The organism is Candidatus Poriferisodalis sp. (assembly GCF_965215815.1).
Taxonomy (GTDB): Bacteria; Actinomycetota; Acidimicrobiia; order Acidimicrobiales; family Poriferisodalaceae; genus Poriferisodalis.
Map to the genome: position 1 here is coordinate 1,726,982 of NZ_CBDCEO010000013.1, position 17,647 is coordinate 1,744,628.

The 17,647-nt window shown below is 66.0% G+C and carries 11 protein-coding genes and 2 pseudogenes (1 of these 13 only partly in view); 10 read left to right on the forward strand and 3 right to left on the reverse strand.

What is annotated here, in order from left to right; all coding sequences use genetic code 11:
* Nucleotides 1-8,550: the final stretch of a fibronectin type III domain-containing protein gene (locus ACOOHB_RS17790; RefSeq protein WP_420446135.1), read on the forward strand. 18,717 nt of this gene lie to the left of the window's left edge; 8,550 of the gene's 27,267 nt are visible here — the last part of the coding sequence; the start codon falls outside the window, past its left edge; its stop codon occupies nucleotides 8,548-8,550.
* Nucleotides 8,551-8,634: 84 nt separating this feature from the next.
* Here ACOOHB_RS17790 and ACOOHB_RS17795 read toward each other — a convergent pair whose 3' ends face one another.
* Nucleotides 8,635-8,979, reverse strand: a complete 345-nt coding sequence (locus ACOOHB_RS17795) for a hypothetical protein (protein ID WP_420446961.1) — start codon at nucleotides 8,977-8,979, stop codon at nucleotides 8,635-8,637.
* Between the two features lie 117 nt (nucleotides 8,980-9,096).
* Nucleotides 9,097-9,303 (reverse strand): annotated as a pseudogene (locus tag ACOOHB_RS17800) (helix-turn-helix domain-containing protein); the annotation flags it as partial.
* Nucleotides 9,304-9,739: 436 nt separating this feature from the next.
* On the opposite strand from ACOOHB_RS17800, the gene ACOOHB_RS17805 reads away from it, so the two are divergent.
* The 9 genes and pseudogenes from ACOOHB_RS17805 (at nucleotide 9,740) to ACOOHB_RS17845 (ending at nucleotide 16,968) form a co-directional block, all read left to right on the forward strand.
* Nucleotides 9,740-10,366: a TetR/AcrR family transcriptional regulator gene (locus tag ACOOHB_RS17805; protein WP_420446136.1), complete on the forward strand. Its 627-nt coding sequence runs from the start codon at nucleotides 9,740-9,742 to the stop codon at nucleotides 10,364-10,366.
* A 41-nt stretch (nucleotides 10,367-10,407) separates the two neighbouring features.
* The gene (locus ACOOHB_RS17810) at nucleotides 10,408-10,908 is read left to right on the forward strand and encodes a prepilin peptidase (protein WP_420446137.1); all 501 of its coding nucleotides are present in this window, start codon (nucleotides 10,408-10,410) and stop codon (nucleotides 10,906-10,908) included.
* Nucleotides 10,909-11,061: 153 nt separating this feature from the next.
* Nucleotides 11,062-11,226: pseudogene (locus tag ACOOHB_RS17815) on the forward strand (transposase); the annotation flags it as partial.
* A 54-nt stretch (nucleotides 11,227-11,280) separates the two neighbouring features.
* On the forward strand, nucleotides 11,281-12,432 hold the full coding sequence (locus ACOOHB_RS17820) for an SAF domain-containing protein (protein WP_420446138.1): 1,152 nt from the start codon (nucleotides 11,281-11,283) through the stop codon (nucleotides 12,430-12,432).
* Nucleotides 12,433-12,529: 97 nt separating this feature from the next.
* Entirely contained in the window at nucleotides 12,530-13,477 is a 948-nt protein-coding gene (locus ACOOHB_RS17825; RefSeq protein WP_420446139.1) for a hypothetical protein, read from the forward strand.
* Between the two features lie 2 nt (nucleotides 13,478-13,479).
* Nucleotides 13,480-14,757: a CpaF family protein gene (locus ACOOHB_RS17830; RefSeq protein WP_420446140.1), complete on the forward strand. Its 1,278-nt coding sequence runs from the start codon at nucleotides 13,480-13,482 to the stop codon at nucleotides 14,755-14,757.
* A complete protein-coding gene (locus tag ACOOHB_RS17835; protein WP_420446141.1) occupies nucleotides 14,747-15,670 on the forward strand; it encodes a type II secretion system F family protein in 924 nt (307 codons plus the stop codon). Before ACOOHB_RS17830 ends, ACOOHB_RS17835 begins: the two co-directional genes overlap by 11 nt.
* Before the next feature lie 70 nt (nucleotides 15,671-15,740).
* Nucleotides 15,741-16,565 carry a hypothetical protein gene (locus tag ACOOHB_RS17840; RefSeq protein ID WP_420446142.1) on the forward strand — a complete coding sequence of 275 codons (825 nt, stop codon included), beginning with the start codon at nucleotides 15,741-15,743 and terminating at the stop codon, nucleotides 16,563-16,565.
* A 7-nt stretch (nucleotides 16,566-16,572) separates the two neighbouring features.
* Entirely contained in the window at nucleotides 16,573-16,968 is a 396-nt protein-coding gene (locus ACOOHB_RS17845; protein WP_420446143.1) for a hypothetical protein, read from the forward strand.
* 27 nt (nucleotides 16,969-16,995) lie between these two features.
* Here the strand turns inward: ACOOHB_RS17845 and ACOOHB_RS17850 are convergent, their stop codons facing one another.
* A complete protein-coding gene (locus ACOOHB_RS17850; protein WP_420446144.1) occupies nucleotides 16,996-17,619 on the reverse strand; it encodes a hypothetical protein in 624 nt (207 codons plus the stop codon).
* Nucleotides 17,620-17,647 lie beyond the last annotated feature (28 nt).

A 17,647-nucleotide genomic window follows, 5' to 3' on the forward strand; every position in this document is an offset into this window, starting at 1 on the left:
GGTATTCGGCAGGATGACTCGCAGATCCAGTGCTGGGGCGATGCGTCCGAGATAGCCAGCTTGGCCGTGTCGGGCCCGTTCCAACGGGTCGCAACAGGCTCGGCGCATGTGTGCGCTCAGCGGGTGGACGGCGACCTGTTCTGCTGGGGCGCGAACGAAAACGGCGAGATCGACCTGCCGGCCGAGCTGGCTGCGGACGACTGCACGGCCGACACCTCCTCGTTCTGCGTCATCGAGGTCGACGAGCATGCGCACGGCAATCTCGAAGCGGCCGACGACGTGGACTGGTTCAGCGTCGAGTTGGAACCTGGGGTCAGCTACAAGGTGTATCTCGAAGGCGCCATGGACGCCGACGCCGTCGATGATCCGAGCATCGTCGGCGTGTACGACGAGTCGGGTGTGCTGCAGGCCAACACCGCCGACGCCGACTCCGGCGTCTTGACCGACGCCATGACGCTGTTTGAGCACAGCGAGACATCCGCGGCGAAGTTCTCTGTCGGGGTCTCCTCGCAGGACGGCGGGGTCGGCGACTACTGGCTGTGGGTGTCGCGACGCACGCCTGGCAGCGATGTCTCCGAAGATTCGTTCGATCTGCCGTCCCACGCCGGCACGCCGGGGTTCGTCACCGTGGGGGGACAGGCGACCGGCACAATCACACCGCAGGCGGGCATTGCCGACGAAGATGCCTTCGGCGTGGCGTTCGGGTCGGGACGCTTCTACCGCATCGACGTTCTCGGTGACTGCGCTGCTGACCGGTCCCAGGACGGCGGCTCGCTGGCCGATCCCAGCGTTCAACTGCGACGCCCCGACGGCACACGGCTGTTCCCCGGCCTGGTCGTTCATGTCAACAAGGTTGTCGGCGGCGGGGCGGCATCGAAGTTCGCTGACGCCGACAGCGGGACATGCAGCAACGCGCAGCTCGAACTCGAGGCGCTGGCTGACGGCGTGCACTACGTCACGGTGTTGGGCGCAAGCAGCGGCGACGAAGGCAGCTACACCGTTGCTGTCGAAGAAATCGCGCGAGCGGTGGAAATACACGCAGGCACGCAGTTCTCCTGCGTGCGGTTCAGCGACCGCAGCGTGGAGTGCTGGGGCAACTCAGCCGATGGGCGCACCGCGCCGCCCGCCGCCACGTTCTTTGACCAGATCGAGCTTGGCCCCAACGCAGCGTGCGGCGTCAAGACCAACGGCGCCATCAGGTGCTGGGGCAAGGACGACACGTTCAATACCGAGCACCTTCCGCCGGCGCAGAATTTCGTGTGGGCCGGCGTGGGCGAAAGCCATGGCTGCGCACTGACCTCGGACGGCACCGTTAACTGTTGGGGCCTCAACGACGGCGACCCACCTTCGGGCGTAACGTTCGGGTCGATCTCGGTCGGCCCCAACTACAACTGCGGTGTCCATACGTCAGGCGGCTCGGCGAATTGCTGGGGGAACGACGCGAACGGCCGTGCATCGCCTCCTTCGGAATTCTTCTTTTCGGTGGCGACCGGCGGCAACCATGCCTGCGGGATCAAGACGAACAACCGCGTGACCTGTTGGGGCCAGAGCACCAATGGCAAGACGTCACCGCCGTCAGGTTCGTTCCGTTCGATCGACAGTCTTGGCGACTTCACCTGTGGCATCACCCAGGACAAGTCTGTGGCGTGCTGGGGCGACGACGACGACACCGGCCGGGTGGACGACGCCCCCGACGGCACGTCATGGGACCGCGTGGGCGTGGGCGGCTCGCATGCCTGCGCCTTGAGCAGGGATGGCATGGTGACCTGCTGGGGCGACAACGCCGAGGGCCAGACGGACGCGCCGCCAGCGCTCGTCATCGACGACTGCGCGGCTGACGACAGCACGGACTGCACAGGGGTCATCGACGGCGCCGTCGCCGCGGTGACCGAGGTGACCGACGACGAGGACTGGTTCGCAGTCGAGTTCGATCCCGACGTGACGTACCGGGTCTACCTCGAGTCGGGCGACGCAGCGAACGGCGATGCCGAGGACCTGCAGATCGGGGGCATCTACGACGGGACCGGGACGATCGTCGCCGGCTCCGCCGACACGGATTCGGGCACGTCGCAGGATGCGCTCGTGCTGTTCGAGCACAGTGAGACTGCGGCTGCCACGTTCTTCGTCGCTGCGAACGTCGAGAGCGGTGCGAAAGGCGCGTACCGACTGTGGATCGCTACCCACACGCCCGCAGCAGACACGAGCGAACCGGCGAGCAGCGACCTGCCAGCCCATGCCGGCACCCCGGGGCACGTCACCGTCGGCGGCGAGGCGACTGGTGAGATCGGACAGGGCTCCGACGTCGACGCGTTCTCAGTACAGCTCGAAGCCGGCTCGACCTACACGATCGACGTGCGCGGCGAGTGCACCTCTGACGCTGCCGAAGACGGCGGCACGCTCGCAGATTCGGTGGTCGAGCTGCTTCAATCCGACGGGTCACGGCTGGACGCGACCATCGCGACCCACCTCAACGCTGTCAATGCGCAAGCGTCATCGCAGTTCCGTGACGACAACAGCGGCGAGTGCAGCAATGCCCGCATCGAGATCGAGGTGCTTGCCGACGGCGTGTACTACATCACGGTGAGCCCGGCGGCTGCATCGGGCGCGGGCGACTACGGCGACTACTCCGTGTCGGTCGTTGACGTCACCGACTATCTGATCGAGACGATCGCTGCGGGGTCACAGCACACCTGCGCATTGATCGAGGACGGCAGCGTGGCGTGCTGGGGCCTCTCGGACAACAGCCGCACCACAGCGCCGTCGAACGTGTTGTTCTCCCAGATCGAGCTCGGATCTGCGGCGACATGCGGGACGACCAAAGAAGCCGGCATCGAATGCTGGGGCCTCAACAACAACGACAACGTCAACCACGCTCCCACGGACACCCCCTACATATGGGCCGGCGTCGGGGTCCGGCATGGTTGCGGTCTGCGTCGAAGCGGCGAGGTCGAATGCTGGGGCGACAGCGGCGGCGGACGCACCACGCCGCCCACCGACAACGCCGGCGACGACATTGAATTCAGCGCAATCTCGGTGGGCGGCCAATTCACGTGCGGCATCCGCGCCGACGACGGCGGCCTGGCGTGCTGGGGCCTGGCGGGGAGCGACCGCACCGTTCCGCCGACCACCGGCAGCTACACCGCGGTGGCTGCGGGCGCGCAACACGCATGCGCCATTGCCACTGACGGCACGGTGACGTGCTGGGGCCGCAGCGACGGTGACCGCATCGCTGCACCGGCCGGGCAGTTCACCGCGATCGACACCATCGCGCAGTTCACCTGCGGCATCGGCAACGACGCCAGCGTGGTGTGCTGGGGCGTCGACTCCGCTGAAGGCCGGGTATCGGGCGCGCCCGACACGGGCAGCTTCGTCGACATCGCCGTCGGTACCGACCATGCATGTGCCCTCACCAACTCAAGCGAGGTGTTGTGCTGGGGCAGCGACGCCGACGACCGCTCCACGCCGCCCTCGACATTGCCGCTGGGAAACCCCGGCCCTGTCTTCACCAGCTCGGCCACCGTCAACGTGGACGAGCACGACGTGGTGTCCCACTCAGTCGTCGCGACTGACAACAACCCTGAGGACACGGTGACCTACGGCATCACTGGCGGTGCCGACCAGGCATCGTTCCGGATCGACCCGTCGAGTGGGGCGCTGACCCAAGCGGGCGGTGTCGAGTTCGACCACGAGACCGGTCAGCTTCAATACACCGTCATCGTCACCGCGACCAGCGGCACCGGCGAGCGCGAGCTGAGCGCCGACCAGACCATCACGATCACGGTTCACAACATTCGGGAGCTGCCGCCGGTAGCCGACGTTGCGCAGCTGCATACCCACGGCACTGATTTCGTAACGCTGTCGTGGAGCGTCCAGGAGCATTTCGGGCCGCCGATCACAGCGGTCACCGTCCAATACCGCCTATCCAATGGGGTGTACTCGTCGCAGGATCTCGTGACCGTCGCGCCGGACACGCAGCGCTCCGGACTCATCCAGATCACCGGGCTCGATGTCGACACGGAGTATGTGTTCAGGCTCGGTCTCCTCAATGCGGACGGCCCCAACTCCTGGTCCGCTGAGTTCACGGCCTCCACCGACATCGCCGACGACTGCGCTGCGGACACGTCGACAACGTGCGCGGCCACGGTCGGCGACTCGACGTCGGGCAGGCAGGGCGTGCAGCCCGAAATCGACTGGTTCGGCGTCGACCTGGTGGCGAACGCGCACTATGTGCTGTACCTCGAAGGTCACAGCCGCAACGGGAGCGCGTTGGCGGCGCCGGTGATCGAGGGCGTCTATGGCGCGAACGGACACCTCATCGCCGGCACCGATGCACCCGGGACGGGCGCGTCGTCGTCGAGCTATCTCGAATTCACGCCGAACGCCACGGCGAAGCACTACGCGGCCGCTGGCCGTAACGGCGACGGGGGCGACTACCGCTTGTGGGTTGCCGATCAGCGGCCCGCCGCGAGCGTCTCGGAACCCACCAGCGACTTCCCCTGGCACGCCGGAACGTCCGGTCACGTCATCGTCGGCGGCTCGGCGACCGGCGAGCTGGAATCGGGCACTGACAACGACGGCTACGGCGTGGCGCTCACTCACCACAGGGAGTACCGCATCGAGGTCAAGGGCGAATGTGCCGCCGACGACGGCGGCGACCTCGCCAATCCCGCGCTGCGGCTTCGCACGATCGCTGGAGCCACGCCCTCCGCGACGCAGATGGAGCACGTCAGCGACATCGAGACGACGGCGTTCTCCGATGACGACAGCGGCGACTGTGACAACGCATCGCTGGACGTCCAGGTCTTCGAGAGCGGCGTCTACTACGTGTCGGCGATGCACAGCGTCGACGCGGCGAACGGCGCGACGGGCACCTACACGGTCGCGGTGACGGACATCACTGCAACCGGGGTGATGGTCTCTGCGCCGACTGTCTCGCTTGGCGAGGGCGATACCGCCACCTACGAAGTCACGCTCGCGACCCAACCCACCGCAGCGGTCACCGTCACGGTGAGCACCGCCGGCGACAGCGGGGTGACGGTCAATCCGACGACGCTGAGCTTCACGACGAGCGACTGGGGAACGCCCCAGACCGTCACGGTGACCGGCACCGAGGACACCGACGCTGCCGACGTGGTCGGCGCTGTGATCAGCCACTCGGCTGCGGGCGGCGACTACGAGGGGCTCACCGCAACCGTGGTTGCCTCCGTCGATGACGACGAGACCCCCGGCGTGACCGTGTCGAAGACACAGCTCGACGTCGCCGAGGGTGACGGTGCCACCTACAGCGTGCACCTGGACACGCCGCCGACGACCGATGTGGAGGTCAGGATCACCCGTGCGGGCCGAGGCGTTTCACTGTTGTCGTCGAGGCTGAAGTTCACTCCCACTGATTGGAACGTCGCGCAGACGGTCACGGTGACCGGCAACGACGACAGCGACGCCCAGGACCAGACGGCGACTCTGCAGCATCGTGCTGTCGGCGGCGAGTACGCGGCCGTGACCGGCGACGACGTGGTCGTGACTGTCACCGATGCCGACACCAACAGCGTCACGATGGACGCCACGAGCCTCGACATCGACGAGAACGGGTCAGGCTCCTACACGATCAAGCTGGACACTCGGCCGTCGGCGGACGTCACGGTCACGATCAGTGTCGGCGGCAGCAGCGATGTGGTCGTGTCGCCGTCGACGCTGCGTTTCACCGACTACGACTGGAACGTTCCCCAGGCAGTCACCGTGACGGCCCGCGATGACGGTGACAGCGCAGACGACAACGCCACGCTGACGCACACCATCGCCGGGGGCGGCTACGACTCGGTGAACGTCGCCACGGTGGCCGTGGCAGTCAGCGACGATGACGATGTCGGCGTCACGATTCTGCCCACGACGGTGAACCTGAGCGAAGGCGGAACGGCCGACTACGCGTTGGCGCTCGACACCGAGCCGACCGGCACGGTGACGGTGACCGCGACGACGACGGGGGACAGCGACATCACGGTGTCGTCGTCGACGCTGACGTTCGACGCGTCGAATTGGAATGTGTTCCAGACGGTGACGGTGACCGCCGCTGCCGACAGCGACACCGCCCAGGACACTGCGACGATCAGCCACACCGTCTCTGGCGCCGACTACGGCTCAGCAGTCGCCGACAGCGTGACGGTCAACGTCAGCGACAGCCAGACGCTGGGCGTCACGGTGACGCCGACGACGATCAGCCTCGACGAGCCGAGCTCACTCACTAACAATCGGACCACCTCATTCGACTACACGGTGGTGCTCGACGCGGTGCCATCGAGCACGGTGACGGTGACGCTGAGCACCGCCGGCAGCGGCATCACGCTGTCGCATTCGACGCTGACGTTCACGACCGGCAACTGGAGCAATTCGCAGACCGTCATGGTGACAGCGTTCGCCGACGACGACGCAAGCGACGCCATTGCGGTCATCACCCACGCGGTTTCGGGCGGCGGCTACAACGCCGTCGCGGCGCCGTCGGTGCTGGTGACGGTCGCCGATCCGGTCGAGCCGCCCGCGGCGGTCACGGTGACGCCCGGCGACGAGTCATTCCGCGTGGAATGGTCGCCCGCTGTGTTCCGCGCCGACACCTCGATCACCGGCTACAGCGTGTGGCACAACCGCCCAGGCGGCATCCTGAACCGCATCCGCGTCAGTGCTTCGGCCACTTCGCATGCCGTCACCGGTTTGTCGGGGCGCAACAACCAGGACTACGAAGTCGTGGTCAGCGCGGACACCAGCGAAGGGGCCTACTTCACGCCCAAGGTCGAGACGACGATCGGACTGCCCAGTGCCGTCGTGGGGCTCGAAGCGAAGCCGGGCGACATCGGTCTGTATGCCTATTGGGATGCGCCGGCGAACCACGATGCGCTCACGGCGAACGGCCTTCGGGTCAGGTATTTCGTCTCGCTGCGGGCGTCTGGGGAAACCGGTCCATTGGGCGGCTGGCTCATTGACGACACGTATCTGCGCATCGCCCAGACATCACAAGGTGCGCTGCTCACCAACGGCACTGAGTACCAGGTGGAGGTCATCGCGTACCTGTACCCGGCGGTCGGCCAAATACCGATCGCCACCGGGCCGACAGCGAGCGCGGCTGGCACTCCGAACAACCTCGGAGTGGACACGACCACACCGACCGGTTTCGAGTTGCCAGAAGACGACTTCCGCCACGCGGTCTTGCGCGACACGATCGAGCACATTGTCGCCGGGATCGAGGAGACCGCAGATCCCGCTGTGGCCGGCTGGCTGCGGCAGGCATGGGACTGGGTGTCGGTCGGCTACGACGGGCAGTTCCACAACCCGAATCTGTACTGGCGCTACTACGCCACGAGCCTGGATCCCGACGCCAATGCTTTGGGCAGCGTTGCCTTCTTGTGCACCGACAGCTCAGTCGTGGACCCAAGAACGGAATTGCCGTGGTGCCACGCTCCCAATCTCAGCATCAGCCTGCACCTGTTCTGCGGCGACAATGTCGAACGCTCCGTCTACGAAGCGTGCTTGGACAGCGAGACGGCCGCAGATCTCGATCCGGCTGCCCTCGCCGAGAACGAGCAGCTCGCGCACACTGTCGTGCACGAGCTGATGCACGCGTACCAAGGCAGCGTCCGAGAAATGACAACTGATGTCGGCACGAGTCCGACGCCCATCGGGGCGGCCATGCTGCATTCGCTGTCTGCCAACCGCTCCACCTGGATGCGGGCCGTCGAGGCGTGCGCGGTCGAGGTCTTGGCGGTCACCGCCGAGATCGTCGTGCTCGGCAGTGACGTCTCGCCCTACATCACCGACTGCCTGGGCATCGACGGGAACACGCCGACGACATGCCAGAACAGCGCGGTGTCAGCACGCTGCGAAGCCATGAGGTCGATGATGCGCAACGAAGTGCCGCAGTGGTACATCGACCGCTACACCGACGATCCCGCTGGGCTCTGGTCCGACATCATCTCCTACACCACCTTTGACGGGGCACGCCTGGCGACGGCGGCCCGAACGACGAAGATCGTTCTCCTGCAGGGGTTCGAATCAGAATTCAGCGGGTACTGCGACCCCAAGACCGCCAACAACGCGATGTTCGATGCCGACACGACGATCTTCAATCCGTGGGTCGCCGGCGGCTGCGAACCTGGCGTGCCAGCCACGGTGACCGTCACCGAAGGTGCCGGCACCAATACGTTCGAAGTGTCCTGGACCGCTCCTGCATCGGCTGGCGGCGCCACCCTCAGCGGTTATGAGGTGCAGTGGAAGCGCGGCACTGAGGCCTACAACGACACACGTCGCAATACTGTCGACGCCGGTGTGCTCACCACCACGATCACCGCGAGCGGCAGCGGCAATGTGACCCTCCGGGTGCGCGCCGTCAACGAGATCGGCGTGAGCACCTACGACGAAGTTACCTGCACCGAGAGCGGCGGTACCTGGAGCTGCACCACCGCAGCGCCATCAACCCGCAGCGACGCGCCAGGCGCTGGTGCCGAGAACGCCAAGCCGTCACGCCCGCCCGTCAGCCCCGCACTGGCCACGCCGGTCGAGCGGTAGAGCTGGGTCCGGTAACGCAGCAGGCATGAGTGCGGTCGGCGCCTCGGCGCCGTCTGCGAAAGTACGGCTCGACTTCAGTCGACCTCAGTTGGCGTTGGGTGATTCGCTTGGCTGGTCCGGCGCCAGCGATTCGAGAAAGCAGGTGACGAATGTTTTCCATTCGTCGACGCTGGGTGTGCGCCGATGTTCGTCGTCTACGTTGACGGCGAGATAGGTACCGATTTCCAGGGCTTGGCAGAACAAGACGATGGCGTCGGTACTCAGTGATTGTTTGATCAAACCGGATCCCTTACCGCCGTCGACCAGCTCCGACAGGGCGTTTGCCTCTTGTTGGAGTATGCGCGCAACATCCTCGCTGAACGTCCTGTCGCGCCTTGCGATGACGAACGCTTCGAGCATCAGATCGCGAGGCCCGTCGGCATCAGGCAACAGAAGCAGGGCTGCTCCAAGCGCCGTGAATTGTTCTTGCGGCGAGCTGTGGATGTAGCGGACCGCAAATAGCGCGTCTCGAGATCTGACGTATTCGACGGTGGTGAGAAACAGCTCGGCCTTGTTGGTCCATCGCGCGTAGATCGCGCCTGTCGTGAGTTCGCACCGCCGAGCGATGTCAGCGACCTTGGCTGACTCGAAGCCTCGTTCGCCGAACACCTTGACGGCAGTTTCTAGTAGGCGCCGAGTGATCTCCTCAGATCCTCTCGATATAGCATTGGTAGGTGGCAAGTCCAGCAGGTCAGCCCTTGATGTGCGTCTCATTAATAGTTCACGTTACTCTCTTTCAAAGCGCAAGAGTTTCATCAGATTACTGATTGCACAAATAGGAAGGGTGATTTTCATCGTGATTATGGCTATCGTTCCCGGGTCCATGAGCGACGGCTCATGTTCCTGGCCCAGACCTATGCATTCGGGTCACATGGGAAGCGGTCTGGTTGAGCTGAGAAATCATATGGATGCCGTCAACAGCACGAAACTAATACAGATGCACGATATAGGATCAAAAAGGCGGTAAACGGCTTGACCCTATTTCGTCAGAGCATTTTCGTTGGGAGCGGAGTTTCGCGCGATTTCGCCCACTGACGCTGTCTGCGATCAGTTGCCGAACGCCGTCCGTTTCGTGAATAGTTGCCGTTCTTACTAGTATGCGCCCGTGCAAGAAAGCGGTGACGTTATGCCCGGGTCCCGAAGTCGTGCCGTGGGGCGCGAAACCGATTCCGACGATGCCACACGCAGGTTGTTGGACGCTGCGACGACCGAGTTCGGCGCGCGTGGCTATGAGTCCGCCACGATTTCCGAAATCGCCCGAGCATCCGGCTCGACGCCCGACGCCCTCCATGCCCGATGGCCCAATAAGCGTGAATTGTTCACCGCCGTCATCGAACACGCCGTAACGCAGCGCATGTCGCGCTCGCTCCCGAATGCTGAGGCAACGGCAGCCGAGAAGCTCGAGATGCTGGGCTCGTACATGCTCACATCGACACGAAACGAGACACAGAGCCTCTGGATCGAGGCGTGTGTGAGCGCGAGGCGCGACCCGGTACTCCTCCCAGCGGTTGTCGAGTCCTTCGGTGCGGAGGCCGATGAGCTGGCGGAGATCGTGAACGAGTGCAAGTCCACCGGTGTCATCGACCCTTCTTTGAGCACTGAAGCAGTCGTGTTCTTTTTTCAATCTCTCGGCCTCGGGATGAATCTTGTCGTGCGTGACCAGGCTCAGGACCGAGTTCGGCCCCACGGCGAGGCGTGGGCCGAAATCGTTTCGCGAATCATCCGGACGATGGGTTCGACGATGCCAGACGAATCGGCGAGCGGAGACTCAAGCTAGAGGCGGATGGTGGGCGAAGCCGGCCAGCTCACTCCGGCCTCATGACTGAGAATGCGCAGATCGCGGCGGGGCTGGCGTGGGCGTCAGCGGGCGCTTGGAGTTTGTTGAGCGCCTACGCATCGGTCACGGATCTGCGCAGGGGCGTGATTCCCCGCCGTGCAGTGTGGATCGTCGGAATGGTGATCGCCGTGTTGCTTGTCGCGGCCTCGATCGTGCTGGGCGATCTTGGCCGGGTTGGGTGGGCGTTCCTTGGGGCCGGGTCGATCGGCGCGTTCCTGGAGATCGTGTATCGCCTGTGGCCTGGCCGCATCGGATTCGGCGACGTGCGCCTCATCATCGTGAACAGCTTGCTGGCAGGCTGGTGGGGCATCGAGTGGTCATGGTGGGCACTGTGCGCCGGTGCCGTAGCGGAGCTGCCGATTGCACTCGTGGCCGTGATCCGCCACGGTCGTCAAGCCACAGTGCGATGGGCGCCCGGTCTTGGGCTAGGCACCGCTGCGGTGGTGGCGAACCGGCTGCTGTTCATCGGTGCCGTCGGCTGAAAAAGCGGAGCCTTCGCGAAAACGTGGGATGTGAGGGGTTGAGGGTCCGCTTGTAGGGGTCGAGGCCCTGCTGGGATCGGTGGTGATTGAGCCACGATCCAGGAGGGCCTCGATGGGTGGGGGTGTGCTTGACGGCTCGAAGAGGCGTACAAGGCAGCCATCGACGCCCGCCTGGGCCACGCACGCCATGTCCTGGACCGGTTCCACGTCATCCGATGGTTCAGCGCGGGACTTGTCGCGGTGCGCCGCGACGTCCATCGCCGCTCTCCGCTGGTCGTGATTGCGAATAATCGCTACTATCCTGTCCCTTGTTCGTGAGTCGGTTCGCAGCTTGCACGTTGCAGTTACGAAACAAGCAGGTGAGGTTCGGTGGTGGCGGAAGCGGACAGCGCTGAACCTGAAATGAACGGTGACGGCCCCGAGGCGCCGACTGCCGCCCGAGCGGAGAAAACCCGTCGCAAGCTCTCAGAATCCGGTCGGCGCGTGCTCTTCATCGTGCTGGGGCTCATAGTGCTCGTCGGTAGCGTGCTCGGCTTCTACCTCACATCTGACGCGTTCGACGACCGCGTCGCGGTACTCATTGCGGCCCGAGATCTCCAGGCCGGCGAGATCCTTACGAGTGACGACCTGAGCCCGGCGCTCGTCGTGGTGGGTCCGATTCCGTATGTCCCATGGAATCCGTTCACTCGGTTGGATTTCGATGGCAAGGTCACGCTGCAGGCCATTCCCGCCGGGGCGCTGATACTCGACGATCACGTAACGGATGCCGAGACCGTGCCCGTCGGTGTCGAACTCGAAGTCATCGTGCCGCTCGACACATCATTGGCCACCGACGGCGTCCTCGAAGGCGATGACGCGCTGCTCGTCGATCGGGGTGCCGAACCCGCCGAGTCCGACCCGGGCAGGCCACGCAAGGTGGTGCGCCAGTTCACGCTCACCAACTTCGACGGCTCGCGGATGCGGCTGTTCCTCGCTCCTGAGGAATGGGCCGAATGGAGTCAATTGCTCGACGACGTCGGCGGCTCGCTCATGGTCGTGCCCATTGGCATCGGAGGCGACGCCGATGAGACAACCCAGAGGCTCAACGCGGTGTGGGAGGCGCAATGGAAAGCGGCCGTCGTCGCAGTCGAACGTGTTGCAATTGCCATCAAGCCCAGTGCCGGGCCCGGCGAACTCGAAGTGGTCGTGTCGCTCGATGCCAGCCTCGTTCCATCGGGCGTGTCCGACGGCGAACTCGTTCTGCTCATCGATCCCGGCGTATCGCCCCTCGGAAATAACGCGGGCCGTGCGCGCTCGGTGATCGGAACGTTGCAACTCGAGAACTTCGAAGGCGGTCAGATCCGCCTGTTCGTCCCGCCCGAGGAGTGGCTGCACTGGCGCTTGATGCCCGATCGGCTCGGCGCAAGTCCGATGGTGCTGCCCGTGGCCGATGGCACCGATGTCGACGACATGATTCAGCGGCTCAACGAGCTCTGGCTCCAAGCGCACGAAGCCGCGGGTCGGGCGCAGGTGACGGGCCCATGATCGCTATGCCTGTGACCAGCGTTGCCGTCGCGCCCCCTGGCGTGCGACTGGCACGCTGTCCCGGCTCCGACGCCGTTGTCACGACTGGCAGGCCGCAGTGCTAGCCGTCCTTCGGGCCTCCCGCGGCCAGCTCGATGCGGGCTCGATCAGTCTGGCGCTTGCCCGCCGCTGGAGTGCCGAGGGCGATCAGGTGCTGCTCATCGACGCTGACGTGTCGGGTTCGCGACTCGCCGAACGGCTGGGCATCGAGCTGCGGGCCGACTTCTCGCCGGCCGTTCGCGGCATGCCGTCGCTGATCGTGGCCCGCTCGCGGCTCACGCTGCATCTGCTCGCAGAGCACTGCTACAGCCTCGACACCCCGGCGGGATCGCTGTGGGCGCTGTTCGCTCCCTACAGCCCGGTCGGCGCTCAGCTCGCAGCCGATTGGCTCTCAGAGCGGGTCGTCGACCTGATGGCCGTGGACAAAGAGCGCAGCCTCGTCACCGCGATGGCAATGGACGACGGCGCTCTTCGGCTCGCCCCGGTGCTGCAGGCATCCCACGCCGTTGCGGTCATCGCTCCGGTGCCGAGCGTCGATGCCGCCCGCATGTTGCGCGCCAGCTGCCGCGAGGCCGGCCTGTTGGGCTTCGAGCGCAACCACCGGCTCCTCATTGCCGAAGGCGACTGCCCGCTCGACGCCGATGCGATCCTGCTTGAGACCGGACTGCATTTTGCCGGCAGCCTGTCGATGATCGACGACAGCCGAGTGCTGCGCTCCCAAGGCGGACGCAAGGAGCGGGCGTTTGCTTCGCAGCTCGACGAAATCGCCGCCCGGATCGCGGCGCTTATGAACATTTACGCCGCCGAAGCCGACCATCTGGCCCCGCTGCACCCGCCGGCTGCGCACCCGCCGGCTGCTGAGAAGACGAACGGCGTGACTGCTGTGGCTGGCGCTGCTGCGGCCAATGGTGCTGCGCCCAGCGCAGGGTTAGGGGCCGATGGATCAGCGAGGCCCAGGCACGATCGCCTCGCCGACCTGCAATCCGCGTTCGAAGGCATCAGCTGACCATGTCGCTGCGCGAAGAGATCTGGGAAGCGGTCAAGCCCGAGGTGCAGCAGTTCCGTCTGAACGCGGTTGACGACGGCGAAACCGTCAACGAGCGCTGCCACGACCTCGCCTCTGTTGCTGTGCGCTCGCGCGAGGCCGAGGCGCTCAACGACACCGGTCAGATGCTGGTCGATGCCGACCTGGACTGGATGTGGGACCAGTTGTGCGCGCTGCTCGGCGCCGGTCCGATGGAGCGCTTCCTGCGGCGAAACGATGTCGAGAACATTTACGTGTTCGGCCCCAACCGGGCGGTGTTGTCGCTCACCGGAGGTCGTCAAGAGCACATCCACGAGGCGGTGTTCGCCGACGAAGGCGACATGGTCCGCTACATCGCCCATCTGGCGACCACGCACGGCCAGACCGGCCGCCGGTTCGACCAGTCGGCGCCGCTGCTCGACCTGCGCCTGCGCACCGGTGAACGCATTTTCGCCGCCATGGCCGTGTGCGGCACTCCGTTCTTGACGGTCCGCTGCCACCGTCACCGCGCTGTCCGGCTCGAAAATCTGGTGGCCGGCGAGTCGCTGTCGGAGCAGGCCGCCGGTTTCCTGCGAGCCGCTGTGCGGCCGCCGGCGCCCTCCAACGTGCTCGTCTGCGGCGCCTTGGGGTCTGGCAAGACCACCCTGCTGCGTGCCCTGCTGTCCGAGGTGGGACCGTCGGAGATCGTGTGCACCCTCGAGCAGACCTTCGAGCTGTTCTTGGACCAGACGCACCCGCTGACGTTCGCAGTGGAGACCCGCGAGTCCAACAGCGACGGCTCAGGCGAGATCACGATGGACGAGCTGGCCAAGCGTTCGCTGCGCTCGGGCGCCGACCGGGTGATCGTGGGCGAGCTGCGCGGCTCGGAGGCCGCCACGTTCCTGTCTGCCTGCGGTACAGGCTCGGACGGTTCGATGGCCACGATCCACGCATCGTCCACCCGCCAGGCGTTGGCCCGGCTGGTGCGTTATTGCCTGGCCTCGGTCGGCTCGGGCGTGCAGTCCGCGTTGATCCAGGAAGCCGCCGAGGTGATCCACCTCGTGGTGCACCTGCGCGGCGATCCTCGCACCGGCTTCCGTGGCGTGAACACCATCTCTGAGGTGATCGGCTCCGAGGGAGACCGGTTCGAGATGCATGACATCTTCGGCCGTCGCAAGCGTGGCGGGCCGCTCGAACTGTTGGGCCGGCCCCGCAACGCTGAGGTGATCGAGCGGATCGTCGAGGGCGGGCTCGACATCTCCGATTGGCCAGATGCCATCTGACGTGCTGATAGCCGTCGTGTTCGGGGTGCTGTTCACGGGCGGGCTGGGCGCCGTCGCAGTGTCACGCCCACTGAGCCGGTCCGGTTCACAAGAGCGCCACGCAGCCAGCGCTGCAGCTGGGGTGCGCGCCCGGCGAGCACCGGTGCCGGCGCCGAGATCGGATTCTGGCGCTCGGCTCAACTCGGTGCGGGTGGTGCAGATCATCGCCGCCACCGCAGGCGGCGCAGTGGGCTGGTTCGCGACCGGATTGGCGGGCATGGCGATGCTGCTGGGCGGCCTGGGAGTGCTGCTGCCGCCGTTCATGGCTGCCCCCGCCCGGCGCAGGCGCCAGACCCGTATCGCGCTTGCCTGGTCGCTGTGGAGTCGCCAGCTGGCCGAGCTGGCACGTGCCGGTTCAGGTCTCAGCGATTCCCTGACGGGCAGCGTTGACCACGCTCCCGTCGAGATCCGGCCCACGGTCGAGCGCGTGTCGGCGTCGGCGGCGCTCAACGGGCTGCCTGCTGCGCTCGAAGAGCTGTCCCAGATGGGCACCGTGTGGGAGCCCGAGGTGGCAGCCGGCTTGCGCATGGCTGCCATGTCGGGAGGCTCGGTGGCCGACCCGCTGCTGGATCTGTGCGGGCGCATCGGCGACGTCGTCGACTTGCACCGGGCCAAGACCGAGGCCGTTGTGCAGTTGTGGACCCAGACGATTGCGCTGCTCGGGCTTGCCGGCGGCGTCGTGACGCTGATGTACCGCAACAACCCCGCCTACTTCGAGCCCTACGCGCAAGGCACCGGTCAGCTGGTGTTCGTGGGGATCTCGGGCATGCTGCTGATGTCGACCGGGTTCTTGGTGTTCCACTCGGTGGTCCGCGAGCAGAACTCGGTGCTGGTGGCACCCAAGCGCCGCAACCGGGCGAAGGATCCGCTGTGAGCGCCACCGTGGCGGTATTGGGATTCTCCGCAGTGCCGGCACTGCGCTGCGCTGCTTCGGGGGCGTTGCCATGAGCCCGTTGATTGTCGTCGCGGGTGTGCTGTTCTTTGCCGGCGTCGTGCTCGTCGTATTGGGCTTCGTCGGGCCGCCGCGGCGCCGAGACAACCCGCAATCGCCTGGCGGAACGCTGCGTGACCTGCTGCCCAGAATCAAGGAAGGCGAGGAGCAGAACTTGCGCCTGGCAGGTATCACGCCTGAGTCGTACTCGCTTCAGCGCGTCGCCGGGCTGGTTCTCGGACTGATCGGCGGCGGCCTGATCAGCGTTCTGACGGGGCGCGGGCCACTGGGCATGGTGCTGTTGATCGTGGTCGTCGGGGCCGGCGGCTGGGTGCTGCCGATGATGGGCGTGCGCGACACCGCCAAGAACGCGCGCCTCGAACTCGACCAAGTCATCCGCGTGTGGATTGCACTGGTGGCCCAGCAGGTCTCCGCGGGCGTCGATCCCAGCGTGGCGATGCTCGACGCGGCACGCGCCGGCGATCGTTATGCGTGGCAGCTGCTGTACCGGTCCTTGCTGGCAGCTCAGCAGGAGCGCCGTGCGGCGTGGGAGGGCCTTGTCGACATCGTCGGGCGTTACGGCATTCTCAGCCTCTCGTCGGTGGTGTCGGCGCTGGGCCTTGCAGCCGAGCGCGGAACGCGGCTCTCCGCCGCCGTGCTGGTGGCCGCCGACACGCTGTGGCGCGAGACCACCTCGCGCGAACGCGAGAAGGCCGCCCGCCGAGCCCAGATCGTCGTGCTGCCTGCCACCGGGATCGCGTTGGCGCTCGCTGGCATCCTCATCTATCCCCCGTTCACCTCGTTGACTGGCGGCGGAGCGGTCGGCGGCCTGCCGTGAGAACAGCGTGGTGATGGGTGCGTGCCGCGACGAGCGGGGCCTGATGACGCTCGAATGGCTGCTGATCGTCGCCTTGACGGCGACGCTGGGCGCAGTCACCTCGGTCGTGGTGCAACGAGTCGTCGACAGCGAGGTCGAGATCGTCGGGGATCCCGCAGTCCGGTTCATTGACGCCGATGTCCGCGCTGCCTCGATAGCGGACGCTGCGAACGCCGCAGCGGTACTGGCTGGCTACGACGACGACGTGTTTGCGCAACGGTGCGGGACGCAGCTTGTGTCGGACTTCATCCGTGTCATCGCCAGCGCGAACTGGACGCCTCCCTTCACGAGCCCCGGATTGCCTCCTGTGCTGGAGACGCCGGCGGTTTGCGCCATCGAGCCGCTCGCAGGCCTGCGTGGCTAGCGGGAACATTCAATGAGCACTCGAAGGTCAGCAGACTGGCAACTCTGCTGGAATCAGACTGCTTCCGCCGTCGAGTCCTCTGCGCACCACGATCGCCGGCCCTTGAGCGGCTGCGTAGACCGGTTCCCAGCGATCCGGCCACAGCGCAGCCATCGGCCCGAACGCCTCGCCCGAGATCACCACACGCACCCATCCTGTTTCGCCGGCAACCGGACGGCGCTCGCCCACCGACTGCAACCCGGCGTCGCCCGGACCGTCGTAGCACCAGTCGCTATGCACCTGAGCGACGCCGGGCCGCCACCAGCGCCATCCGTCGGATTCGCCCGCAACGCGGGCCACCGTGTCCTTGACCTGCTCGACCATCTCGAGCACCTCAGGGTGCGTTGGGATGCCCAGGTACGGTTCGGCTGGGTCGTCCGAGTCGGCGAGGAAGTCGGCGTCGGCGGTGTAGCGCCACGCAGTGCGCAGGCCCTCCGAAGCGGCCGTCTCGGCTTCTGCCCGTGCGTTGCTCACGATGAACGCATGCACGAGCATCACCAGGATCGCCATGATGATCGCAGGCCACAGAATCAGCAGCGCCAGCGTCTCCCCGCTGTCGTCGCGTCCGCCGAACTGGCCGCGCGCACCGCGTCCGCCGGCCTGACCGCTCACGCTGCGTCCACGTGGCGCTATGGCGCGG

Bases quoted from the DNA above. Each gene is read 5' to 3' on its own strand.
- ACOOHB_RS17810 (WP_420446137.1), top strand. From the start codon at position 10,408: ATGACTGAGAATGCGCAGATCGCGGCGGGGCTGGCGTGGGCGTCAGCG.
- ACOOHB_RS17830 (WP_420446140.1), top strand. From the start codon at position 13,480: ATGTCGCTGCGCGAAGAGATCTGGGAAGCGGTCAAGCCCGAGGTGCAG.
- ACOOHB_RS17835 (WP_420446141.1), top strand. From the start codon at position 14,747: ATGCCATCTGACGTGCTGATAGCCGTCGTGTTCGGGGTGCTGTTCACG.
- ACOOHB_RS17840 (WP_420446142.1), top strand. From the start codon at position 15,741: ATGAGCCCGTTGATTGTCGTCGCGGGTGTGCTGTTCTTTGCCGGCGTC.